Raw genomic sequence first — 24,123 nt, 5'->3', positions numbered from 1 at the left:
GTCAGTTATATTGAAATACTTTTTCTAGTCGATGAAAATTAAATTAAAGATAAATATTATATTTATTCCCAAAATAAAATATCTATTTTAAACTCATTTTTTAATAGTAATGCTGCAAATAATACACCTAACCCAATGACAATTAAAAAAACACTTAAACTGAATAGTCCACAAATAATAGCTATAGCACCTAATATAGCTAATATATAGAATATAATTACGCTGAATGTTGGCATTTCAATTTATTCCACTACTTAAAATAAAAGCAATTTATTTTATCGAGTTTATAAACGATTGCTGTTTTCAAATGTTGGTTACACTATTAATTTGTATCATCATACAATAATCATGTTATTAAACTTAATTAGTGTTACTTTGTTTTAATAACCAGTGATGCAGTTCACATAATTTTTAACGAATTTCAAAGTAATGTTTTTCAGTTACAAGTTTAATTTTTAAATTTTTATATAAACGTTCTTTTGAATCTTCGAGTGAAGGAACAACTTTTTCTGCAAATTTATCTTCCGTCATGAGTCGGGCATAAGTTTTGTAGCCAATGATTAATTTTTGGGGTTCTTTACCTGTTTGACGAAACTCTTCAATGAGCTTATTTACTTTCTTTGCTGTTAAATTTGCCATCTTCCTTTCTCCCCCTAAATTTACTATTTTGTTATACGGGTTCTATGTGACAGAAATATGAATAGTAATTTTTTGTAATTTTCATGCAGATATTAAAGATTTACTTCTGTAGTGTGGTCACCCATTTACAGCGAAGCAGAAAATTAATTCAAAATAATGATTTATATTGTTTTTGTTTAATTTCAATTACTTTCAATTGAATAGATGTCTCCAAAGAATGAAATATGTTAATCTTTAATTAATAAAAGCTTCATACATATAACAACTGTAAATAAGAGGAATAACATCATGAATTATCAACATATTATTGTACCAGTAGATGGTTCTGAAATTTCTTTAGCAGCAGCTAGACAGGCAGCCCATATTGCAAAGGCATTTGGTAGTAAATTGACCGCCATTAGTTTGGTTGCGGTAGACCCTTTTAGTGGCGTAGATTTTTATTACATCTCACCTGTTGTAAAAGATTATTTTGTTGAAGCACGTGCCAATGCAGAAAAGACTCTCGCTAAAGTAAAAGCTTTATGTGCAGAAGAAGGTATTGATGCAGAGACTCAAATTATCCAAGGTGAAATTTCTTCAGATGGTATTTTGAAAGCTGTAGAAGACTTAGGTTCTGATTTGATTGTGATTGGTTCACATGGTCGTAAAGGCTTCCAAAAACTAATATTAGGTAGTTTTGCTCAAGATGTTTTAAATAGCACTAAAATTCAAGTTTTAGTCGTAAAAGAGTAAAACCCTAGAAAGACAAAAGCCCAATCTAATGATTGGGCTTTTTAACAGAATAACTTCGAGAAATTTTACACTTACCTAAAACCTCTATAGAATAGTTCATTATTCCCCCAAATTTGTGAGTCACGCCAATGAAGTAAGTCTTTTTTCTCATCAATTTTTTCTTTCTTTGATGTGCAAAATAGACTATTTTTGTGATTTACCATCTCTCCTAAAAATTATTATTATCCTATTTTGTACATCCTGTATTTATGAGGTTTTTTATGACTCAACAGGCATGTGTAATATCGCAACTTACCTTAGAATTCCCTTCAAAGGTAATGTTTAAGCATCTAAATTTTAGTCTTGAATCAAATCAGGTATCTGCACTAATTGGTCGTAATGGCCAAGGTAAATCTTTGCTTATGCAAATGTTAAATGAGACGCTTGCAGCAGATTCAATTTTTATTTCTGGCCAAATATCTTGGCATGTGAAGCATGCATATTTACCTCAATTACATCGTTTGACGGCGCTGACCATTGCCGAAGCATTAGATATCTTAAATATTTATCAGGCTTTTAAAAGAGTCGAACAAGGTGATGCTAGTTTTGAAGATTATGATTTATTAGAAGGTAAATGGGACTTACCCACCTTATGGAATACCCTATTAGAAAATGCTGGTTTACCAACAGATTTAGATTTTCCAGTTAAAAATTTAAGTGAAGGTCAAAAAACCAAGTTAGCTTTAAGCTGTTTATTTCTAAAAACAGATCACTATCTATTACTTGATGAGCCTAGCAATCATCTAGATCAGGAATCTAGGCAATGGTTAATTAGTCATTTGAAAAAACACCCAGCAGGTGGACTGATTATTAGCCATGATCGGACTTTATTAAATGAAGTAGACCATATTTATCATTTAAATGAACATGGACTACATCACACCACAGGAAACTATGAAAAATTTTATGAGCAATATCAGTTAAATATTGCTGCTCTAGAGCAATCTATTCAACAAAACCAACGTGAAGTTAAACACATGAAGCAAAAGCAGCATGATGTATTAATGAAAGCTCAAAAACGTGAGCGTGCTGGTAATAAATTAAGAGAATCAAATTCTCAAGCCAAAATTTTGCTCGACTTTAAAAAGGAACAAGCAGGCCAAAGTATTGGCGCTCTACAGACTCAACATCTACGACAAATTTCGAACAGTCAAAATGAATTAAAAGACAAGAAAATGCTTCTTGAAACCGTCAAACCTCAACAGTTTGTATTCCCAACTTTTCAGAAGAAATCAGGTGAAATACTTCGTATTAAAAAACTTAAACTGAAACATGGAACTCAAAGACCCATTGATCTCGCTGTACAAGCTGCTCAAAAAATTCACATAACTGGACAAAATGGCATTGGAAAGTCAACTTTGCTTAAAGCAATTTATGAACAGAACAAGCAGCCATGTGACAGCATCCACTTATCTGTAGGGTGTTTTTATCTCGACCAGAACTTTAGCTTTTTATGTGATGAAATGACGGTGATTGAAAATCTAAGCCACATGAATAGTGAACTTTCAGAAGTGGAGTGGCGGAATTTATTAGGTCAACTCCGAATCCGCGGTGATAAAGGTACACAACTACTGTCTCAGCTAAGTGGTGGTGAAAAACTAAAAGTAGCTTTATTGGCCCTTAGTCAGATAAAACCTACACCTGAACTTCTGTTATTAGATGAACCCGAAAATCACTTAGATATTGAATCTAGAGAATTACTCGCTCATGCAATTCAGAGTTATGAAGGTGCCGTATTACTCATTTCACACGACCCATTGTTTGTAGAAAATTGCGGTATAAGTGAGTCATTTACATTAGCCGAATAGTTTTTTTCAGACTATTGTGCAAATTTACTAGTTCTCATTTGAGAGCTAGTAAATTTTATCAATTCTTATTTTTTTACTTTATTTAAAAGTTCAAGGTCTAAATTATATTTCACAGTTTTATTTTTACGGGCACTATTACGCATTTGATAAACTTGAATAATATAATCACCATCGGCTGGTAAAATTAGCTCTCCTTTAAAACCTACTGTTGAGCCAATCAATAATGCTGTATCTTTACCAGGCTTTGTTCCGGGTGCAAAAATATTAACGTAGGCTAAATTACCAAGGCTATTAATATCAAATTTTAATATTTGACCTTTTTTTGCATAAATTCTATACCGCACATCATCATAGCCCTGAAATTTTCCAGTTAAATTAGTATGCGGTGAACCTTGTAAAAAATTAACTTTTTGTTCAATATTTTTTGCATAAATAGTAAATGAAGTCATTGAGATTAATGATGTTAAAAATAAAGTTTTAATGATTTTTTTCAATTTCCAACCCTCAAAATATTTTTAAATTATTATATTAAAAATAGTTTTATAGAATTTTACGTTATGTATAAGTTTAATAAGTAATAGTTGTTTTTTATAAATAGTAACAAATAAGGTATCTCAAAAATTTAATATTATTAATTCTGAGATACCTTTTTTTAAAACTTAGAATCGATACCCTACCCCTAAATAGGTAATCAGCGGATCAATATCAACTTTTGTTGTTGCATGTATTAAGCGAGTGCCCGTATTTTGATTAACTACATCAATTTGTGCTTTGTTGTTTAGTTTTGCATAAGATACTGAAGCAACCGTATACCATGAGTCATTAAAATCATAGGTAAAACCAGCAGTAAAAATAGGGGCTATTGCGTCATCTGTATCGACATTAACCACCATTTTTCCGCTCGACTCTTTTCGATCTAGAGCCGCTCCCGCTTTACCATCTAAGACATTTTGAATCATATGACCTGCGGAGACTAAATCAGAGTGAATCCCATCATTAAGTTTAATATCATTAAAATGAGCATACATTAAGCCCGCACCAATATAAGGTCTAAACTTATTTACTCCGCTTCTACCAAATTGATATTGCGCTTCTATCGTTGGTGTCCATGCTCGAATAGATGCAGCTTTAGATTTATTTCCTAAGTTAGTAATTGGAATCGCTTGGCCCAAGGCAATCCCATTCGGGAAAAGGTATTTTACCAAGTCAAACGGAGACATGGCGACTCCACTTAATGGCGCTAAGATTTCTCCTTTACCTTTAACGTCCACTTTAGGTGGAATTCCGCCAATAAATTGTAAAGACACATTATCATTCAGATAATAGTTAAAGGTTAATCCCAACGTATCTACATCATCAACTTCAAGGCCTGCATCACTTTGTTGCCAGTTTTCGATTCCTCGAACCGTCGCAATACCTGAAACTTCAGGTTTAATATTGCCATCTGCATCAAGAATAATTTCTCGCATAGACTCCTCTTTGAGAACCAGGTCTAGAAATTCTTTTTGATTAAAGACTCCGCCGCCCAAATCTACCTCTGTGGCATTTGGATCAACAGAGTTTAAAAAGCTTGTTGTTGAAATAGTGCCAACTTTAGCAGCAGTTCCATTTTTAACAGCGGTATTAATATTAAACGGATTAGCTTTACCTTGTGGCATTACATGTAACCATCCAGCAGATACAGAGAATCTTTTAAATCCTTCCGCATAACTCATGCTTGTTATTACAGATAATGAGCTCACTATTGCTATTTTTATTACTCTTTTTTTCATTTTTATTCCATCCTAGAAATATATTGCTGATTTTGCAATATATGTATGGAATATAGCCAAGTTGCCTTTTTTATCAATCAGTATATTTATTAAACAAAATTAATTTAGATAACTCTATCAATTTATAGCATTAATTATATGAAATAGTTATCTAATTTTTCTGACGAATGGCACAAATAAAGTTAAAAATAATTTAACGTTTGGTAAAATAACAAAAATAAGGCTTATATGAGTTAGCTGTCATAATTGTACGCTGGATGACAGTTAATGTGAGATTTTTGACATATATTTCGAGATTGTTACAACCTATATAAATTAAGATAACACAATAAAAAATCCGACCTAATGTCGGATTGTGGTCTTTTCTAGTAATAGAACATATTCTTTGTTGAGAAATGAATGTACATATGTAGGTTAAACTACACATTTCATCTAAATAAATGATACAAGTAAATCATAGGCCACACAGAATGGCCGAAACTTCAATGATAAGATGGAATCTAAAAATGTTTTTTGATTATGAAGGTCAACAGATAAGACTTGATAGGGATAAAATTTTTTCACATCCAAATGGTCACATTTATCAAGATGTGTTGCTATCAAATACAGATAAAACGCTTTTTATTGAATTAGAAGGTAAAGAAATTATAGTAAATACTAAAAAATTTAGTCCTTTCCTGAATGCCAATTTTCCCCAAATGAATGTTCAAATCCAATGGCTAGATGTTCAACGTACTGATGAGCTGAACATTTTGATTGATATTGATAACTCTCTTGTTAGTAATAAAAATGAAAAAATTCCACTAACACTGGCTCAACAGAAAGTTTTAAATGTTCAAAATCCTAAAACATTCGATTTTCGCTATGAAAGAGATGTGATTATTAAAAATCTGTCTAAAGTTGCTCGTAATTTTGTTAGGTAGGTAAAAGGCCAGCTAATTAGCTGGTTTTCTAATATATAAAACTAGGCCGTGATTTATCAGTTACTGGTTTTGGCTCATTAGGCCATTTGGGGCTTCTTGCCTCATCTAATAATGTTGTGCAAGTAATGAATGCGACACCTTATGTAAATATTGTGCAAAATGTCACTGTAGCTGGATTTAAAGTGGATACATATTGGGGTGCAAAAGCGCGATCTAGGTTTACGTGGTCATCCTCTTTTACTTCCGCTACCAGTCAGATTAATAACCTTTCTAATCAGCAGAAGCCGCATGTTGCATATAATTTATGGTCGTCAACACCAAACCCCACCACTCAAGTTTGTGCATCATATAGCTCAAGTGGTGCATGTACTGCATACACATGGAAGAAAGGTTCATTCCGTTGCGATGCTTTTGTTAAGTGGTTATATACTAAAACAGGTAATGGTAATTTAGGCGGTAGCTTCCCAAATACGACATTTGGTAGTTCGTTGCTAACAATTACTCGAACTTAATTTAAAATTGCTTTGATGCCCTTACATTATCTTTTAAGGGCATTCTTATTTGAAAAATGTGAGTAGTATGAAAAATAATAGAAAGTTAATTTATTTTGTTTTTACGGTAGTAGTGTTAGCACTTATTGGATTCTTTGTTTTCTCCCAGCAAAATGATATGGGAATTCAAAATGACGAGAACCAAATTAAAGAAAAGACTAATATCAACGCTAATAGTGCTCTAGTTAATAATGAATCTTCCGAGAATACACAAAATCTTCCTTATGGTTCTCCCCCTAAATGGGCACAAAGCATGATGGCTATAAATGATAATTCTTCATATACACGTGAAGATAAAATTCATAAATTAGCTGATCTATTAAAACAAAATGAATCAAATTCTGATGCTTTAAGTGCACTTCTAATTTCTTTGACTGCATTAAATCCACTTGAAGCAGTAAACGATATCATTCCATATTTAAAAAATACTAATCCGAAAGTACAAAGTGCGGCTTTGGGTGCTCTTAATAATGCTTCACTACTTACTGAAAAGGAACATGAACTTAAAAAGTCGCTACCTGAGAATGAAGCTGTACGTAAGCGAATAGCCGAATCCGTTAATGAACTTAAAGCAGCTTCAACTACTAGTGATGAAGTAAAACAAGCCTTAATTTCAACTTACGCGTCAACAAATCCATCATCAAAAGATACTCACGCAATGAATCAGGAAATACTTAAGCAAGATGAAATTTCTCCAAATGAATCCAGTTTTGTTGCCTCCTCTGTCCTAAATGGGAAAGAATTTTCGGGTACATTGTCAGTATTAGATAAAAAAGATTCTGCAGTGAAAGACAGTGTTATAAATAGTATTGGAACTAGTATTGCAGAAAATCCAGATGTTATTTCAGTACCAAGCACTCAACAACGCACTGAGTTAATGAATTTTATTAGAAACAATCCACCACAAGGTTCACGTGATAATTATAGTAGTCAAAAGGATCAATGGAACAATACATTAAATATTCTTGAAAGCCGTAGCTAAGAATATTTCAAATCACAAGAAAGCCAGCTATTTAGCTGGCTTTTTATTAGGCGACTCCTATCCCTTTAATATTTTTAAAGAATAGAATTATAAGCAACCACGTTCGTTTCCTGATCTGCACTCTTGCATATCTTTGTTAAACCGTATAGCTAAACAATAAATCTGGAAGAATTTTTAATGAATATTATTATTCGTGATGAGCAAGATAAAGATATTGAAGCAATAGAAAAACTAACAAAAGCAGCTTTTGAAAATGCTGAGCACACAAGTCATACCGAACATTTTATTGTTAATAGTTTAAGAACTCACGGTCAACTCACTATTTCTCTAGTGGCAATTGAAGATGGCTCTATTATTGGCCATGTTGCTATTTCACCCGTTCAAATGAGTTCAGGTGAAATAGGTTGGTATGGTTTAGGTCCTATTTCTGTTCACCCCGCTAGACAAGGTCGTGGTATTGGCTCACTCCTCATGAATAAGTCATTGGAAAAATTAAAACAACTCGGAGCACAAGGATGTGTTTTATTAGGTGATCCAAGCTATTACAACCGATTTGGTTTTAAACATTATCCTGAGCTAATTCTGCCTGATGTACCGAGTGAGTATTTTCAAGCTCTAACTTTCTCCGGCAATATTCCAAAAGCGAATGTTGCATACCATGAGGCATTTAATGCGACCCAATAATAGAAAGTTATTGCCTTTAAAAGAAAACTCCTAAAATTAGGATTTTTCTTTTACTAACCTGAACACAATTTATGCAAATTAAACTGTTTTATTTAACTCGTTCAATTTGAAAAACTTCAATATCGGTAGGTTTAACTCTATGCTTATCTACCTCTCCAACCACACGGACTTTATCCCCTGCTTTTAACTGTAAAGGCTTCCATAAGTCATCGTCGATATCAATAATGATGGAACCTGTTGCATCTTTGATGCTCAAAATGATCACCAGCAATATGCTTTACAATGGTTCCTGTTAAAGTTACTCCAGCTTCATCAGCCAAAGTTTTTACTTTAGATACTGTGACTACATTTTTTGTCGCTTCTTTTAATAAAGCAGCATCTGGTTTAGCCATCACAGCATTACTACCTAATAAAGCACATCCAGCCAATGCTGTTAAAAGTATTTTTTTCATTACAATTACCTGTTTTATAATAGTCTTAGTTATATAAACAAATTCTTTTAAAGTTATAGATTTAGCTTTTGTGGTTTTTTGTATCTTATTAGAGGCTTTGTTTAAAAAAGATAAATTAAAACAAGGAATAATTTTATGAGTTCTTCTGGTTAAATCTAATTTTCACTTAAAGTTTTTTGTTCAATTTACTTAAGAAAAATTGTCCGTAAGTAAATTGAACTCATTTAAAAAAAACTAATTTTTAAACAACAAGCTGTCCTAAATCCATTAAAACATTCATGGCTTCTGTCTCTTCTTCTGTTTGCATAACAATTATTCTGTCATAAGAAATTCCACCAATCTCAATATAAATTTTCGGCTGTGGAAGTTGGGGAATATAGACTTTTAGCGGCTGATAAAGAGCAAGAAGATAACCAAATGAATCATAAGGATAATGGTCATCTTTTAATGACTTTTTTATCACGACATAATGGTTCAATATATTTAATATAAAACCATATTCATTTTCAGAGTGAAATTTAGCATCCATACCCACCTCCTTGATTCATTTATATTTTTATAATCAAATTTAAAGGTTAAATTTCTGAACTGATGATATTTAAACAAGTTATTTTAAATATAGAGTTCTATTTAAAATAATGAGTTTCGAATTTAAATATATTTAAAACCTAGTGTACTAGTCAACATATTTTGAACAGTGCCATTAAAAATAAATATTTTGAGTTACAAATCACACTTTGGCATAAAAATAAAAGATATAAAAAAAACCCATCTTACGACGGGCTTTAGGGATTTAACTAGGTTATGAATCCTTATCCATTGAATGTGGAGTCGTGGTTTTATCTTGCTGGTTTGTGTCGTTTTCACCTTGGCAAGCGCTCACACTTAAAGCAATAAAAGCAGCTAAACCTAAAGACACTATAATTTTTGTCATGTTTCACCTCATGAATTGTTTAAATTAATGAGTTAATAAATACTTTTTATTAGTTTTACGATCAGCATAGGTTTCTAGGCTTTTTTGTAGATTTAACGCAAAAATGTAAAGCTATTTAGATATATCTTAAATTTCAAAACAAAATGTGCAAACAAATATAAGTAGTTCCCCAAAATGTTAAAATCAAACATTAACCGAATGCCGAAGTGTTTTGATGAGTAAGTCATATAAGTGATCTACAGCTTTTGACTCTAAAGATGCCCTACTTCGATAGACAGCAGCCTCCATCGGTTCTAAAGGTCCAAGGCCATGATCAGCCCCCAATATCGTTAAATGCTCGGGTGCACTACACTGTGTGAACACAGCAATTGCTAAACCACTTTCAACTGCTGCAATTTGGCCTGCTAAGCTTGAACTGTTATATACCACACGATAACGGCGTCCTTGTAATGCTAAGGAATTAATCGCACTCTTTTTTGCTTGGCTGGTACTTTCATAAACTGCAATTGGAAGTGGGTCTTCTCGCCAAAGCTCAAACTGTGGGGAGCCTACCCACACCATCGGTTCATGAAATAAAAGTGTGCCTTGACGAGCGTTATCTCTTGAAATTAATGCCAAATCTATATCCCCACTTTCTACCCGCGGTATTAACGAAGTAGATTGCTCACAGATCAACTCGATTTCAACTCCTCCATAACGTGGTGCAAAACGCTTCAGTACGGGCGTTAAATATTTCGCTGCATAATCATCGGGTACCCCAAGACGTATACGCCCTTTCAGTTCATCTCCGTGAAATGCCATTTGAGCTTCAGCATGCAAGTCAAGAATACGACGTGCATAACCTAAAAGTAGCTGCCCTTGCGACGTTAATTCAATTTGTCGATGTGTTCGTATTAAAAGTTGGCAATGTAGCGCTTCTTCTAGTTTTTTCAATTGCATGCTAACAGCAGACTGTGAGCGGTATAACTCAGGGGCTGCATTCGATAGTGAACCTGTATCTACTACGGTGACAAAACACTTTAACCAATCGATCTGTAGGTTTTTTAAATTCATTAGGATTTATCTATTCGATTTTCAAATAGTATATAAAAGAATTATGCGCTTTTCTTTATTTGTTGTCTCTCTCATACTGAAATTAGAAGAAGTTAAACCAATTCATTTTTCTTAAAGAAGTTATCCATGAATTGCTTAATGACTAAATAAACCTTTAATCACTGTACTTACAAATCATTTTATCACTTCGTATTTCTTAGATATTACGCACTAGGAGGAGGTTTTATGCGCCTAAATAAACAGCTGCTCGCATCACAAAGTGCGACATCTATTTTTGTTTTACTTTGGGGAAGTGCCGCGATTTTTACTCGATGGGGACTCGATAATGCCTCACCCATAGCATTATTAATTCTAAGATTTTCTATCGCTTTGATTGTTCTGTTGTTACTTGCGATTTTCAGAAAAAGGTTCTTACCCAAGCACGGAACTCGAAAGCAAGTTTTACTGACTGGATTGCTTATGATTGCAGGTTATTCAATCTGTTATTTCAAAGCGATGGCTCACGGGGTTACTCCTGGTTTAATGGCAACAATCATGGGAATACAGCCAATCTTGACGCTTTGTCTTCTAGAAAAGAATTTACAAAAAGAAAGATTATTAGGGCTATTTATTGCTTTAGCTGGACTCATCCTTTTAGTGTGGAAAAGTCTAACTATGTCTTTTATCGCTCCAATCGGCATATTCTTTGCCTTGGCTGCACTGATCTGTATAACGTTTGGCGCCATCATGCAAAAGAATATTCAACAAGCTCCAACTGATATCTTACCGCTCCAATATGTAGTTAGTCTTGTCGTTTGCTTATTTATAGTTCCGTTTGAACATTTTGAAATAACGTGGAATTCACAACTCATTATTTCTGTGTTATTTCTTGGAATTTTAATTTCTGTAGTTGCTCAACTTTTACTTTACCGACTTCTAAGTCAGGGTAATATTGTAAATGTTACAAGCTTGTTTTATTTAGTCCCTGTGGTTACTGCAATTTTAGATTTTCTAATTTTGAAAAATAAGTTGCCACTGGCAGGTTTAATTGGAATGATGACAATTTTAATAGGCTTAATGCTTGTATTTAAAAAGAAATAAATCATTTAAAATTTAGTCTAAAAACCTCGGGTGAGGGCTTTAGAAGGATTGAAAACTAGTCTAAATTTTTCCAATCTTTGCCGATTTGAGCCAGTGCGGGAAGTTCATCACTGTTAAACACATTAGAATTACGATCAATAGCAAACCGATAGATGGGTACAGAATCAGCTTCTATTTTTTTATAGAAGCTAAAATTTTCAGTTATATGATAATTGCCGGCTTCTGTAGATTTTACAGCCGCTCCTGATGGGATATGGATATAACTTTCACATTCCACTTCAACATTATTTCCGTCAAGATCTTGGTAGGAAAATTTCATATTCTCATCCTTTTTAACTTTTTATGATTGAGAAAAACTTAACATGCTACCTGACTAAATAATGGAAACTTTTTTCAACTAATTGTTTAAGTGTGTATATTTAGTTAAAACCAAAAAAGTTATTTAAGATAAAAATCCTATCCAAATGCTGCTATCCTCAATCACAATCCCAAAGCTTTAAAAGCCCGCTCATCCAGTTCTTTAAGCTCCTCAAGTGTATATAATCGCCCTTCTGGATCAAAAAACTTATCAAAATCGAATTCCCCTTCTTTATATAGTTGATACCTTTTAGGTCCTAACCACTCTTTTTGAAAAAAATCATCTGTCAATTTAAAAAATTCTTTAAAAGAAGTATTTGCATCTAATTGACCAGTTAATTGTTCACGTTCACTTTTAGGAATATCCTTAAATTTTCTTTCATCCATAATGAAAGCTCGGCTGCCTACGAGCTGACCATCTTCATGTGTTGGAATTAAAATACTACGGCAATGAGGATGTAGAGGAGGAACTTTCTTTGTAGGATCATTGATGGTCCAGACACTACTATCAAGCGCAGCACATACTTTAGAGGTTCTTCCATCAAGGACACTTACAAATCTGACATATTCAAACTTTAACTGTTTATAGCTATTTAAATAGGCCTGATTGGATATATGGCTTCGAATTGTACGTACAGTTCGTTCAATATCCGCCTTTGTGCTATTTAATAGTCCATCTTCATATTTAAGGCGTTTAGTGCCGTGAATTCTTTGAATAATTTGTTGATTTGTGGCTCCAGTATTAAGACCATCCCGAATTGCATATTCGACACGTTGACGCGCCACCTCTACAATTTTCAAGAGCAACTCATCTACCAATGCGCCACCTGCTAAAGGAATACGTTTAGCAGCTTTATAGAGCTGTTCACCTTTTAACTCTTTATGTTTACCACCAAAAATTTTTGACATATATCTGGCTTCATAGACAGCCAATGCCACAGCAGAGACGGTAAACGTATCAATCAGTGCATCATTCGTTACATTAAACCATTGAGAAATTAGTGTACGTATCTCTTTTAATGGAGCTGTTGAGTAAAGCCCACCTGCTAGCGCTGTTTTTTCCTTTTCATTTAGTCCCTCTAACAAATTACTTAACTTGGTAAGCATGCTAACCGTTTCGGAATTAAATAAATTAAGAAGCTCATTGACCGATCTTGAGGATGCTCGATATAGATAAGCCTGATGTTGAGTCAGAACATCAAAAAGTGATTTCTGGTGAAGATTAACCATAAAAATTACCTCTACAGAAGTGCCTTTTTTGTTATTTTCTATTTGCCCGTCTTACCTTACATATTCGTTATTTATTAATATTTTCAGTATCTCTAGAAGAAGTTATGACTAACAAGTGTAGCTACGTAAAGTTATTTAGCTAACAGCTCATCCTTGTAATTTATGTCTTTATAAAATTGTCTGACGTCTAGACTAAATAGAGTCATTCATACTGAGTAACACAGCATTACTCGGAATATTTTTAAGTATTTTCTTTTGTTGTTTTCGCCATTCCTTATGAAATTTTTTATCAGATTGTTCGGAAAAACTGTCTCTATGCTTTTGACAATCAGTATCTTCTAAATTTGCTGATTGTATATATGGCCAATTGTTTAATTGAGGTGTCAAAACCGCATTACTCATCAATGAGAGTTCTTCTAATCTAATCAAATTCATATTTATTTACTTCCTTGCTTACATCCGCCCTGATTCTTCAAAATGTTCACTCCAAACGTTATTTGAATCATTTAACCGCTATTGCTTCGTTCCCAAAGCCAATCTAATCGGGGCTTACACACAAATACCACACACTCCAGAATACAAAGTGCAAGTTTTGTGTCTTGGTTTACTATTGATGTAACTTGCTATATGCCTCAATAAATTAAGTACAAATAGAATAAGTAAGCTATTTAAAGGTTTTCTTCTCTACTCCCCTAAATTCAGTTATACTGTTCTTAGTATGAGATGAGCCTTATATAGTTCATTGGTAGATCAATGAATGACTAAGCCCTTCGCTTTCGAGCAAGGGCTTTTTTAATGCGTATATTCTGAAAAATTTAATTTTAGCTGACTCAGCAATTCAAGCCTCAGTTTGCCTTTACAGAGCAGGTCTGTTAGATTGGTCTTGTTCATCAACTCCTATTGTCGATGAATACTGAAGCCTGATTCGTAGCATCAGGCTTTTTTTATGCCTAAAATTTTATAGATACTGTTCTTTAACTTAATTTCATCTTCTGGCGTCATAATCTAAAAATAGCTGAACTATCTTGCTTTTAACCAAGTGCCTACTTCTTTTAGCACCTCAACCAAGCCGTTTAATTTCTTGCCATCTTCAGTTAAAGAGTACTCAACTTTAACAGGAACTTCCGCAAAAACTTCCCTATTAATAAATCCTTCCTCTTCGAGAAAACGCAATTCCAAAGTTAACATTCTTTGAGAAATATTAGGAATGGCACGTCTTAACTCATTGAAACGCATAGGTCGTTCGATGAGAAATGAAATAATTAACATTCTCCAACGACCACCCAATACAGTCATTGCCTCTTCTACAGAACAGCCAGAAATATTATCTTTCATTGATGATGTAGGTATAAAAAATATACCTATATAACAAAATAGTGCCTAATTTACAATCTATACCTAGTGATAAATAATAGATTTTTATCACGCAAATGCTGGCCTATATTATGGAATATAAAGAAGTTGCTAAAAAAACGATTAATCATTTGTACTCTGCACATGCCTCAATTCGAAGCTCTGGAATTGATCCACAATTAATAGCTTTAGCTGAGTTGTATGTGTCACAAATTAACGGCTGTGCTTACTGCTGTGCTTTTCATGCACAGGAATTAAGAGACATGGGTATGAGCCAAGAAGTTATTGATAAAATTCCGGGCTATAAACATTCGAATGTCTTTTCTAAGAAACAACTTCTTGCACTTGAACTTGCAGAAGCAGTCACTTTTCTATCTGAAAATATTGAAACTGTAAAAGCTCACTTAGCAGAATATTTCAGTGAAAGAGAGATTGTAGAGTTAACAGCTAGTATTTCACTCATGGGAGCATTAAACAGGCTTAGAATTACCTTAGGGGATAAAGCTTAATTCATTAAAGCTATGGAGATGAAAATAATTTCTTTTCCATGGCACGCCGTCTCACCAATCCCGGTAAACGCTTACCTCCTGCGTTTACCCATACATCAAACTGATTTGCAGCCTCTTTGTAATCACCTGAATTTAATTTTTTTAGTAAGGTTGAGTTTTTAAAAGCACCTGTCCCAATGTTGTAGGTTAGAGATACTAATGCATCGAATTGATTTTGTTTTAAAGGAACTTTTACAGCGTTATTTACGGCATGTTCAAATATTTTTAAATCATGTTGCATATAAGCCTTGGCCTGCTCAAGGGTACATGTGTCACCTTTTTGAACGCTCACACCATTGGGATATCGTGTTGTTCCATAACCGATACTCCACACGCCTACTCCGTCGTCATAAGCGTTGAGTCTTAGTCCTTCAAAATTACAAATGTGGTTTATACCGACTTGACTAAGAGACATCTCATCAACGGCGAAACCAACTTCTTCAGTGCCATTATCAGTTGCTGTAGCAATGAGACTATTATTAGCATCACTTGACCGAGACATAGCAGTAAAAAGTTTGCGAAGATAATCCAATATTTTTTGCATTTAATTCCCAATCATCTTACCTTTTTCTAGAAAGATATAGCCAAACATCTCTACTCTTATGACTTAACTCTCAATTTTTTAAGTCATTAATGGTAGAACAATATCTAGTATTGATTACTCTTTAAAATACGCTAAAAATTAAAATGCCCAATATTGAATTGGGCTATGGATTACTCTTCAACTTCTATCGGATCACCATCTTCAGGGCGAATATGCCGCTCACCATCATCGGCCGGATCTACACTAGAGCCATCTTTGGTAATGGTGTTATATAACTCATCCTCTTTTTTATCATCGATAAATTCTTCATCTGCAAAATCAAGAGGTTCTTCATCATCGTCAAAATTTAAGGGTTTTTCTTCATCAATCATGAGATTTATCCTTTACTTAACTTGTGTTATTCCATGCTTAAATAATTGAAAGATATATTCAACCCTAAACATTCACCATTTGTGTAACAGACACTTTAAGATACATTTGCAAAAAAACCGCCATAAAAGGCGGTTTATAAATTTTATACATTTTAAGAGGGCAATTTATTATTTTTAAGATAATCATCTGATTTAAAATAATTAACAATCATTTCTGCATTTTCTTCTTTTTCAGGTAAAGTGGTTACGGGAATACTTTCACTTCCCAAACTAAAACCTTGAGGCACTAACTGTGAAATTGGGGGAAATTTAGGTTTTCCACCCTCAGTGATCCTTTCAATAAATCCCGCTAACCATAAAATAAATTCCCCTTCATTTTCAAATTTAGGTATAAGACTAAAATCAATTTTTACTGAGCATTGCTCAGTAGGTTTGGTTAAACAGTCTTCAAAATTAATAAAGTTATACTTTAATTTAAATTCAGTCCCTTTTATGGTATTACGAATAAGACCGACTAAACAATTTAAGTTCTCTATCATGTCATCAGAAAACAAGTTGTCATTTTTAATTTTTTTATAAACCTTATCCGCTATAGCTAGATATTTTGGCATCATAACCTCCTATCTTCTTATGAGTATATTCATATACTTTTTTAATCTATTATTTTTTTATGTAATATAGGGTAAAACTCATAAACCGAATGTAAAAAGTATAGGTACTTTGCAAGTTAACATTAAAACCAATCACACATTCAATAATAAAATGCCAAATAAATCACATAAATTCTTATATAAAAAGTTTTTTTTGAAAAATTTACTTTCAATCTTTGCTAAAAATTATTAATAATTTTTGCTAAATAAAATTTTTAATTTTTATTATTTTCTAGATGATTCAAAATACTACTAATTTTTAGAAGTAAATAACCAAACAACAGTCCATTAAATATAATAAAAAGACCTATGGTAATCATTTCTGTGGACCATACCTGAATAATGTCTAAATTATCATTTCTTGTTTCAACTTGCCCATATGACAAAATAAAGGAAATTCCTAAAACAATTCCGAATAAAATTATGCACCACGCTACAACTTTAGTAGCTTTACTCTCGCTATGAGATTTCATTACTTCACTCATATATTTTCTAGACATTTTTATAAATTCACTTATTTTTTATAATGATTTTTACTCTTTTAAAGTTTTGTTTATGTTACCTTTTGATAGTAATGTAATTAATTTTTATATTTTTTTAATTTATAAATAATATGTCTTATTTTCTAACTACACTGAAATGTTATCTTGCTACTTTTGAAGTTGAATTTAGCTCTTAAAGATCACTTCAACGCAGCTAAAACCTAATATATCAAGGCTATAAATAACCAAAGAGCAAATTTAATTTCCCTTAAAAATTATAATCTGCTCTCAGTGTTTATACATAACTAACTTATTTTGCTTGAAATTTCATATTGAATTTTCTTGCCTGCTTTCTTGACTCAGGATTAGAGGGTAAAACAAATGGACTTGCACGCCATATTGCTTTTTCAATACTTGTTTTAAATTTTTGCTCTTCTTTATCTAAAAAGATAATTTGCTCAATTTCACCACTATCCGTTAAAAAGACTTTTACACTTGCACTCATGCCTGTAGAAGACTTTGGAATATCCCATATTTTATAAATTTTCTTTTGATATTGTTTTTTATATTTCTCAGCTTCTGAGGTAATTTTAGTATCAGTCACTTGAACAGGAGTAGTTTGTTTATGACCTATAGTACACCCAACTAACAAAAATAAAGAAGCAATAATAGTAAAATTTTTCATATAAAGTACCTTTTTTCAATCATTAAAATTTAACAGTTTAAAATTTAAAAAACTACCTAAAGGTGATATCGATTATTCATTATCTTGAGTCAGCAAAGGTGTTAAGCCACCTTTGCTCATCCTTTTGTTAATTTACTAATTGGTTTGCTTTAAAAAGCAATTTCATAACGGAAATTCATATTGGAATTTTCCGGCATATTATAGATATCTTGATCAGTAAAAAGTCCATGATCTGGTGTTTTAAAACTATTAAATGCTTTATTGACTGGGACAACTGGAGGTTTATTTAAATAATTTTCTTGAGAGTTATATGTAGATGAGGCACAACCAACTAGCCCAAAACCCAATAAAGAAATAATTAAAAATGTCTTCATAAATTCCGCCCACTTTTATAAAAACCAAACAATCTAGCAAATTAAATAACGATTGTCACATCAGCATAGTTTAGATTTACTTAATAATTAAGCACTTACAATCTTTTAAAAAAGTAAATTATTGATAGATAAATATTAAATCAGATAATAGACAGTTGCTTTGAATTGAACATTTTTTTAATTTAAATCTTAATATTTATCTGAAGTCATCAATAGAGCTTCATATACAGCACTATATATCCCTTGGTTATTTACCAATTGATCATCTGGTCTAAAAAACGGCCCCAAAATTCCAAATTTTAATGTTACAATACAGTGATTTACTCAATTTCAATTGGACTTCCAAAGAAATGAATAGATTTTTATTAACTTTTTTATTTTTAAATATTGGGCTTTTTTCTTCTTCCGCATTTGCTGAAACAAACATATTTCAAACGAAACAAGAATATAACCGCCCTAAATTTAGTCAGCATAAAAGCATGCTTGAAGTGAACGCAAACTCTCAAGATCAAAAGCTGAGTGAACAACAAAATGTAGATTTTTTTGAAATTGCAAAACAATATCAAGAAAATGAAACGAGGCCTTCCTCCTTTACTGATGAAACAGTGAATATGAGTGATCATGAGCGTAGTCTTTATTACATTAGACATCATGATAATGTGGGTATTCAAAGAGAAATTCGTGGCCAACAGTTTAAATCGCTAAGACAACAGCGAGATAAAGGTGTTATTTCTAATGATGTATATAAAGAAAAGGTCTACAAAATCTTAAATCAACCTAACTTTAAATAAATTTGAAGCCCTCTTCGGAGGGCTGTTCTGTGAAAATGATTAGATAAAATCTATGTTTAGTTTTTCTAAAAAAAATTAAATTACATTTATAAAATTTTGTTACTTTTTCGCTATAATGATTATAATTATCGTTTAGGATTTCGATACATCAACATGGACCGCTCATCTGCTCTTTCACTCCCAAATTTTAAGTTCAAAGTTTCTACACTTAGCTATGCAATCGGAATTGCGTGTACTTATTTAGCACTTCCTACTCATGCTGAAGATACAACTACCAGTGCATTACCGACCATCACCATTAAGGCGCAAGGTAACTGGCTAGAAGAAGCTAATGCTGAAACCGTTCACAAACATGCTGGCGCTCGAACTATTGTTGACCGCAAACGTTTGGATGAAACAGCTGCAACTTCAATTCGAGAAGCATTAAAACAAATTCCTGGAGTTCAAGCTCAAGATAGCAGCGGAACAGGTGGTAGTGATGTTTCACTCAATATTGGTGTCCGTGGTCTAGCATCTCGCTTATCACCTCGTTCAACAGTTTTAGTAGACGGCGTTCCGCTTTCATTTGCGCCTTATGGTCAGCCACAATTATCTTTAGCTCCTGTTTCAATTGGTAATATTGAATCAGTTGACGTCGTCCGTGGTGCGGGATCAGTTCGTTTTGGACCTCAAAACGTAGGCGGAATTATTAACTTTGCCACTCGATCAATTCCTCAAGATTTTAGTGGAACTGTTAGCTTAACTTCAGAATATGCCTCTGGCACTGACCAAGTAAAACTTAGTCCTAATCTATTTGTGGGTGGAACTTTAGATAATGGATTAGGCCTTGCCCTGTTATATTCAGGGACTAAAGGTAACGGTTATCGAGAAGCAAATAACAAGATTGATATCGATGATGTAATGCTAAAGTCTGCTTATCAATTTAATGATAAAGACTCGGTTGCTTTAAATCTGCATCATTATGAAGGTCGCGGCGAAATGCCAGAGGGTTTAACCCAAGCGCAATATGCTGAAAACCCATACCAGTCTTCTGGTGAAAAAAACTATTTTGCAGGTCGTCGTACAGATGTCTCTTTACGTTATAACCATAAAGATGAAAAAAATAACTTCGAAGTTCTGAGTTACTACATCGACTCTTTCCGTACAAGTAATCTTGAAACTACTTTAGCGAGTGGTGACAAGCGTCTCGACTCTGCTCCACGTGATTATAAAGTCTATGCGATTGAACCGCGTTACTCTCGTATTTATCAACTAGGTAATACTCAAAATGAAGTAACGGTAGGCTATCGTTACTTAAAAGAAGAAAGCTCTGAATTTGCTGGGCGTACTGCTTCTTATGCTGCTGGTTCATCAGCCCCAAATTTTGCTCCACGTAGTAGCAGCGAAGGCGGCACCAAAGCGCATGCGGTATATGTTGATAACCGTATGGAACTCGGCCGCTGGACCATCACACCGGGCGTACGTTTCGAATCAATCGAAACTCATAATAGCTTCACTGGTTATGATAAAAATGGGCTAGCGAATACGGTTCATCCAAAAATTGATTCAGACGAATTTTTACCAAGTTTATCTGTGATGTACTCGGCAAATGAAAACTGGAATATATTTGCAAACGCAGGTGTATCTTTCGGGCCACAGCAATACAGCCAATTAGCACGTCTTGAAGGAACAACTGCGACTGCTACAACCGATGGCTTACATCCTGAAAAGTCTAATAACTATGAAATTGGAACTAAATATCTAGGTAATGGGTTAAACGCCGAATTTACGGTGTTCTACCTAGACTTTGATAAAGAGCTTTCACTAGTACGTGATGCTGGAAATAACGGAATCTGGACAGATTTAGGTGCAACTAGCCATAAAGGTGTCGAAACGGGTATTAGTTATGATTTCGGTCATTTAACAGATGCGTTAGAAGGCTTAAAAGTATATGGAAACTATACTTTTACCAAAGCAGTTGCTGAAGCGGGTCAATTTAAAGATAAAGATCTACCGTTTTACTCACGCCATGTCGGTAATGTTGGGTTAGGTTATACCGTGGATAAATGGTCTTTAAATGCCGATATGTTTGCTCAGTCTAAGCAGCATTCACCAGATGTACCTGATAGTGATGTCTATCAAACAGAAGAAACTGCAGATGGCAAATACGGAGATATTCCGGGTTACACCACTTTTGCGTTACGTACCTCTTATGACTTAAGTTCACAAGTTAAAGGTTTAAAAATCGCTGGTGGAATTAAGAACGTTTTTGATAAGCAATATTTTACTCGCTCAACAGACTCTACGGGCGGTAAGTATGTAGGCCAGCCACGTACGTTCTATCTCCAAACATCTTTTGACTTTTAAAGCTCAATTAAGTTGAAAAAGCCCTCTTCCGAGGGCTTTTCTATAAGTTAAATGCTAGAGTATTAATCAACCTAAGTAAGTGTCGACATAAAATATTCTAATAATTTATCTCTTTCATCGATCTTATTTGTACTTAAAAGCTGCACCATTGCCCCATCAATCACAAACAAAAACATGTAGGCATCTTCAACTGTAGCGGTAACTTTTACAGTTAAAAGTAACTTATAAATTTCTTGAACAAACCAAGTCCGATAGTCGCTAACGACTTTGTAGGCTACGGGATAAAGCTTTTCAATTTCAAAAATGGCTTTAAATGGCAAACGATAAAAGCCCTCTAAGTTTGCATGTAAAAAGTAAATTTTCTTGAGCTGATCGAATGTCATAAGTTCACGGTACGAGTGAATGATAGAAAACACCTCATGTTTTAATGCATCTGTTTGAAAAGTTAAGCTCATCTGAATGAGCCTTTGTTTGGAATGAAAATAGTTATAAAAAGTGGCTTTAGGAATTTTGGCTTCCTCAACAATTCGATCGACCCCGATGTAAAACCCATGTTGATTAAATAAATCTTTTGCCGCGTGGAGCACGCGTAATGCTCTAAATGATGCTTCTAAATTTGGCATTTTTATACCGTTTAAAATATTTTTTTGTTGTATGTAAAAGAGATAGAAGTGCCGTCACTCTTAAATTGAGCGCTAAAAACAGGCATGCAAAAACGACACAAAAAAGGTGTGCTCGCCTATCTCAAGTTTATTGTCGCTATGATTTTTAGTCGTAATTGATCTAGAGATTAAAACCTATAGTCGATTAAACCTTTTTAAAGTTCTGTTGGATGGTATGACTAAAGGGACTTTGGCAAAGGCCAATAAAGAAAAAGAATTAGTACGCATAAACGAACTCCTAGATGAAATAGAAGTTCTGCCAAATCACTGCTAAATGATTATGGTGGCAGAACGAAGAAGGGTTAGCAGACCAGTCATCTAGGAACCGGCACGCCCGAGGGCGTCCCTCCTCCGTCCTACCGCTACGAAGGGAGACGAACGAGTTCGACACCAAAAAATTGCTTCTTTGATGTCCTAGATGAAAACGGTCTGCTAAAACCGACTGGCAATGTGGCCAGCAGGCAAAGGATAATCGGAGCGGTTTTGGGTGTCAATGTGATATTGGCTAGAAAACAGTTAAATAATTATTGTTTTTTATTCTCTTAACTTAATTTTATTCAACATCTTACTAAAGTTTTTATCAGTTGCTTTAAGTTGAGAATATTGAACAAGTCAATTTCAAGACAAGCTAAGTTCTTGGCTCCATGCCGAATCAGGCTGCTGATAGATGTGCTGACAGACTTGCTTAAGAGATGAGGTAAAGTGCTGATTTTGCCCCTCCCATTTTTCAATCATGCAATAAGCAACATGAATACCTTTAGGCTGAAACTCTCTTGCCAATGACTGCGATAAAGCGCGAATACCCGCAAACATACTTTGGCCTAACACATCGTATTGAGTCGACTGACTAGAGGGTGCGCCAAGAAAAATAAGGGTCCCTCGCTGTTGTTTGAGCATCGGCTTAATCACAGCCTGAGCTACACTCACAGCACTTAAACCTGTGGTCTGCCAGCTATATTCAATTTCTTCTAAAGATAACGCTTCGATGTTTGATGAAGATGAGAAACTTGGCTGAAATACACAGAGCTCAATAGTATGCCCATGACTAGAAATATAACGCACCAAGCTTTTTAAATGATCTGCATTCACCAAGTTTAAGTGAACTGCGGTCACGCCATCATTTATAGAATGAATTTTCATATTCTGCACGGCTGAATCATGCACAACCTGATAAAGGTGTAATGGGAAGTGCGCATTTTTATCTAAAATTACAAAATCACGCTCAATCAGTTGTAGGTCATGGCCCGCGACCACTACACAGCCCTGCTTTTTTTGAAATCTTTGAAATATTTTTTTTAGCATTTTAGTCTCTCAAAACTTTTCTTGATAAGGGCGTAAATCTAGTTCATGTGTCCAAAGCTTCGGAGTTTGTTGGTAAAGCATCCAATAGTTTTCTGCAATCGCATCGATATTGAGGCCACCCGTGCCACGCGTAAGGCGGACTAAACGCCCCAGCCCTAATAAGGCTTTATTGACTCTATCGCCATCGACCATTCCATCAACAATCACATGAGCAATATGGATGCCTTGTGATTTATAAATTTGAGCGAGATTTAAAGCATAAGCTCGCAAAGCAGATTTACCCATGGTAAAGGCAGCAAAAAAAGGTTTGCCGCGCAATGAAGCACTCGCTCCAGTAAAAATAAGCGTACCGTGATTTTGATCTTTAAATATTTTTAGACAGCTTTGAGAAACTAAATAGGCCGATAAAAAAGTGGATTGCCACATTTGAGTAAAAAACGACAATGGACTGCGTAAAAAGATAGAAGGAATATTTCCTCCCACATTATGAATGACAGCAGTAATACGCTCATTCTGACTAGTGATGGTGTCAAACAAGGCCTGTACTTGTTTTATATCTTCTGCATCCAGACGGAACGCTACAGCATCTCCACCATTGGAATGGATTTCTGCAGCCACTGCTTCAATTTTCTGGAAAGTACGCCCAGCAACATAAACTTTTAAACCTTCTTTGGCGAAAAGACGACTCACCGCTGCACCAATCCCCTGTGATGCCCCGACGCCAATGACAACCACACAATCTTGTTTTTTATTTAGTGTTGCTGATGTCATAGACATTT

Annotated in this window: 30 protein-coding genes and 2 pseudogenes; 10 read left to right on the top strand and 22 right to left on the bottom strand. The window is 34.1% G+C overall.

Translation table 11 applies throughout. The features are described from left to right. Positions 1–62: 62 nt before the first annotated feature. A complete protein-coding gene (locus F931_RS06820) occupies positions 63–236 on the bottom strand; it encodes a hypothetical protein (RefSeq protein ID WP_016140660.1) in 174 nt (57 codons plus the stop codon). Between the two features lie 175 nt (positions 237–411). Further along, positions 412–639 (bottom strand): hypothetical protein, encoded by a 228-nt coding sequence (locus tag F931_RS06815; protein WP_016140659.1) that lies wholly within the window; start codon positions 637–639, stop codon positions 412–414. Positions 640–927: 288 nt separating this feature from the next. Between F931_RS06815 and F931_RS06810 the strand changes: the two genes are divergently transcribed. Both F931_RS06810 and ydiF read left to right on the top strand, forming a co-directional pair. Beyond that, positions 928–1,371 (top strand): universal stress protein, encoded by a 444-nt coding sequence (locus F931_RS06810; RefSeq protein WP_002115225.1) that lies wholly within the window; start codon positions 928–930, stop codon positions 1,369–1,371. Positions 1,372–1,631: 260 nt separating this feature from the next. After that, the gene (gene ydiF / locus F931_RS06805) at positions 1,632–3,218 is read left to right on the top strand and encodes an ATP-binding cassette domain-containing protein (protein ID WP_016140658.1); all 1,587 of its coding nucleotides are present in this window, start codon (positions 1,632–1,634) and stop codon (positions 3,216–3,218) included. 65 nt (positions 3,219–3,283) lie between these two features. On the opposite strand, the gene F931_RS06800 is transcribed toward ydiF, so the two are convergent. From F931_RS06800 to F931_RS06795, 3 genes and pseudogenes are all read right to left on the bottom strand, one after another. Continuing rightward, entirely contained in the window at positions 3,284–3,712 is a 429-nt protein-coding gene (locus tag F931_RS06800) for a hypothetical protein (RefSeq protein WP_016140657.1), read from the bottom strand. Positions 3,713–3,733: 21 nt separating this feature from the next. After that, positions 3,734–3,832 (bottom strand): annotated as a pseudogene (locus F931_RS22355) (hypothetical protein); the annotation flags it as partial. A 45-nt stretch (positions 3,833–3,877) separates the two neighbouring features. After that, on the bottom strand, positions 3,878–4,990 hold the full coding sequence (locus tag F931_RS06795) for an OmpW/AlkL family protein (protein ID WP_016140656.1): 1,113 nt from the start codon (positions 4,988–4,990) through the stop codon (positions 3,878–3,880). A 470-nt stretch (positions 4,991–5,460) separates the two neighbouring features. Here F931_RS06795 and F931_RS06790 point away from each other — a divergent pair, with 470 nt between their 5' ends. From F931_RS06790 to yhbS, 4 genes are all read left to right on the top strand, one after another. After that, positions 5,461–5,913 (top strand): hypothetical protein, encoded by a 453-nt coding sequence (locus F931_RS06790; RefSeq protein WP_016140655.1) that lies wholly within the window; start codon positions 5,461–5,463, stop codon positions 5,911–5,913. 125 nt (positions 5,914–6,038) lie between these two features. Beyond that, a complete protein-coding gene (locus F931_RS06785; RefSeq protein ID WP_016140654.1) occupies positions 6,039–6,425 on the top strand; it encodes a hypothetical protein in 387 nt (128 codons plus the stop codon). 67 nt (positions 6,426–6,492) lie between these two features. Continuing rightward, positions 6,493–7,446 carry a HEAT repeat domain-containing protein gene (locus F931_RS06780; protein ID WP_025470283.1) on the top strand — a complete coding sequence of 318 codons (954 nt, stop codon included), beginning with the start codon at positions 6,493–6,495 and terminating at the stop codon, positions 7,444–7,446. A gap of 177 nt (positions 7,447–7,623) precedes the next feature. Beyond that, positions 7,624–8,130 (top strand): GNAT family N-acetyltransferase, encoded by a 507-nt coding sequence (gene yhbS / locus F931_RS06775; protein WP_016140652.1) that lies wholly within the window; start codon positions 7,624–7,626, stop codon positions 8,128–8,130. Between the two features lie 88 nt (positions 8,131–8,218). Here yhbS and F931_RS0103675 read toward each other — a convergent pair. The 4 genes and pseudogenes from F931_RS0103675 to dgdR form a co-directional block, all read right to left on the bottom strand. Continuing rightward, positions 8,219–8,582 (bottom strand): annotated as a pseudogene (locus tag F931_RS0103675) (NirD/YgiW/YdeI family stress tolerance protein). Between the two features lie 241 nt (positions 8,583–8,823). Then, positions 8,824–9,111, bottom strand: coding sequence for a hypothetical protein (locus F931_RS06770; protein WP_016140650.1), 288 nt, complete (start codon positions 9,109–9,111; stop codon positions 8,824–8,826). A 273-nt stretch (positions 9,112–9,384) separates the two neighbouring features. After that, entirely contained in the window at positions 9,385–9,516 is a 132-nt protein-coding gene (locus F931_RS06765) for a hypothetical protein (RefSeq protein WP_016140649.1), read from the bottom strand. 183 nt (positions 9,517–9,699) lie between these two features. Next, positions 9,700–10,569, bottom strand: coding sequence for a LysR family transcriptional regulator (dgdR, locus tag F931_RS06760; RefSeq protein WP_016140648.1), 870 nt, complete (start codon positions 10,567–10,569; stop codon positions 9,700–9,702). A 225-nt stretch (positions 10,570–10,794) separates the two neighbouring features. Between dgdR and F931_RS06755 the strand changes: the two genes are divergently transcribed. Continuing rightward, entirely contained in the window at positions 10,795–11,649 is an 855-nt protein-coding gene (locus F931_RS06755; protein WP_016140647.1) for a DMT family transporter, read from the top strand. 55 nt (positions 11,650–11,704) lie between these two features. Here the strand turns inward: F931_RS06755 and F931_RS06750 are convergent, their stop codons facing one another. From F931_RS06750 to F931_RS06735, 4 genes are all read right to left on the bottom strand, one after another. Continuing rightward, positions 11,705–11,968 (bottom strand): hypothetical protein, encoded by a 264-nt coding sequence (locus F931_RS06750; protein WP_016140646.1) that lies wholly within the window; start codon positions 11,966–11,968, stop codon positions 11,705–11,707. Positions 11,969–12,129: 161 nt separating this feature from the next. Beyond that, entirely contained in the window at positions 12,130–13,236 is a 1,107-nt protein-coding gene (locus F931_RS06745) for a minor capsid protein (RefSeq protein WP_016140645.1), read from the bottom strand. A 192-nt stretch (positions 13,237–13,428) separates the two neighbouring features. Beyond that, positions 13,429–13,671: a hypothetical protein gene (locus F931_RS06740; protein ID WP_016140644.1), complete on the bottom strand. Its 243-nt coding sequence runs from the start codon at positions 13,669–13,671 to the stop codon at positions 13,429–13,431. A 585-nt stretch (positions 13,672–14,256) separates the two neighbouring features. Further along, the gene (locus F931_RS06735) at positions 14,257–14,571 is read right to left on the bottom strand and encodes a winged helix-turn-helix transcriptional regulator (protein ID WP_016140643.1); all 315 of its coding nucleotides are present in this window, start codon (positions 14,569–14,571) and stop codon (positions 14,257–14,259) included. Positions 14,572–14,681: 110 nt separating this feature from the next. On the opposite strand from F931_RS06735, the gene F931_RS06730 reads away from it, so the two are divergent. Beyond that, entirely contained in the window at positions 14,682–15,098 is a 417-nt protein-coding gene (locus F931_RS06730) for a carboxymuconolactone decarboxylase family protein (protein WP_025470282.1), read from the top strand. Positions 15,099–15,108: 10 nt separating this feature from the next. Here F931_RS06730 and F931_RS06725 read toward each other — a convergent pair whose 3' ends face one another. The 6 genes from F931_RS06725 to F931_RS06700 all read right to left on the bottom strand — a co-directional run bounded on the left by F931_RS06725 (position 15,109) and on the right by F931_RS06700 (position 18,243). Continuing rightward, positions 15,109–15,681, bottom strand: coding sequence for a lysozyme (locus F931_RS06725; RefSeq protein ID WP_016140641.1), 573 nt, complete (start codon positions 15,679–15,681; stop codon positions 15,109–15,111). 170 nt (positions 15,682–15,851) lie between these two features. Continuing rightward, positions 15,852–16,052: a hypothetical protein gene (locus F931_RS06720; RefSeq protein WP_005073749.1), complete on the bottom strand. Its 201-nt coding sequence runs from the start codon at positions 16,050–16,052 to the stop codon at positions 15,852–15,854. A gap of 152 nt (positions 16,053–16,204) precedes the next feature. Next, positions 16,205–16,663: a hypothetical protein gene (locus F931_RS06715; RefSeq protein WP_016140640.1), complete on the bottom strand. Its 459-nt coding sequence runs from the start codon at positions 16,661–16,663 to the stop codon at positions 16,205–16,207. Positions 16,664–16,917: 254 nt separating this feature from the next. Next, complete coding sequence (locus tag F931_RS06710; RefSeq protein ID WP_025470281.1) at positions 16,918–17,187, bottom strand: hypothetical protein; 270 nt, start codon at positions 17,185–17,187, stop codon at positions 16,918–16,920. Between the two features lie 307 nt (positions 17,188–17,494). Next, the gene (locus tag F931_RS06705) at positions 17,495–17,869 is read right to left on the bottom strand and encodes a TonB C-terminal domain-containing protein (RefSeq protein WP_016140638.1); all 375 of its coding nucleotides are present in this window, start codon (positions 17,867–17,869) and stop codon (positions 17,495–17,497) included. A gap of 149 nt (positions 17,870–18,018) precedes the next feature. Beyond that, positions 18,019–18,243 carry a hypothetical protein gene (locus tag F931_RS06700; protein WP_016140637.1) on the bottom strand — a complete coding sequence of 75 codons (225 nt, stop codon included), beginning with the start codon at positions 18,241–18,243 and terminating at the stop codon, positions 18,019–18,021. 302 nt (positions 18,244–18,545) lie between these two features. On the opposite strand from F931_RS06700, the gene F931_RS06695 reads away from it, so the two are divergent. Together F931_RS06695 and F931_RS06690 are read left to right on the top strand one after the other, a co-directional pair. Then, positions 18,546–19,034 carry a hypothetical protein gene (locus F931_RS06695; RefSeq protein ID WP_031945489.1) on the top strand — a complete coding sequence of 163 codons (489 nt, stop codon included), beginning with the start codon at positions 18,546–18,548 and terminating at the stop codon, positions 19,032–19,034. Between the two features lie 153 nt (positions 19,035–19,187). After that, positions 19,188–21,380 carry a TonB-dependent receptor family protein gene (locus F931_RS06690; protein ID WP_016140635.1) on the top strand — a complete coding sequence of 731 codons (2,193 nt, stop codon included), beginning with the start codon at positions 19,188–19,190 and terminating at the stop codon, positions 21,378–21,380. Between the two features lie 71 nt (positions 21,381–21,451). On the opposite strand, the gene F931_RS06685 is transcribed toward F931_RS06690, so the two are convergent. From F931_RS06685 to F931_RS06675, 3 genes are all read right to left on the bottom strand, one after another. Continuing rightward, on the bottom strand, positions 21,452–22,003 hold the full coding sequence (locus F931_RS06685; RefSeq protein WP_016140634.1) for a TetR/AcrR family transcriptional regulator: 552 nt from the start codon (positions 22,001–22,003) through the stop codon (positions 21,452–21,454). Between the two features lie 657 nt (positions 22,004–22,660). Further along, complete coding sequence (locus tag F931_RS06680) at positions 22,661–23,344, bottom strand: SDR family NAD(P)-dependent oxidoreductase (RefSeq protein WP_016140633.1); 684 nt, start codon at positions 23,342–23,344, stop codon at positions 22,661–22,663. A gap of 9 nt (positions 23,345–23,353) precedes the next feature. Then, a complete protein-coding gene (locus F931_RS06675; protein ID WP_025470280.1) occupies positions 23,354–24,115 on the bottom strand; it encodes an SDR family NAD(P)-dependent oxidoreductase in 762 nt (253 codons plus the stop codon). Between the last annotated feature and the right edge of the window lie 8 nt (positions 24,116–24,123).

The organism is Acinetobacter pittii ANC 4050 (assembly GCF_000399685.1).
Classification (GTDB): domain Bacteria; phylum Pseudomonadota; class Gammaproteobacteria; order Pseudomonadales; family Moraxellaceae; genus Acinetobacter; species Acinetobacter pittii_E.
The sequence above is the reverse complement of the archived record's forward strand: the minus strand, read 5'-3'. Positions and strand labels throughout refer to the sequence as shown.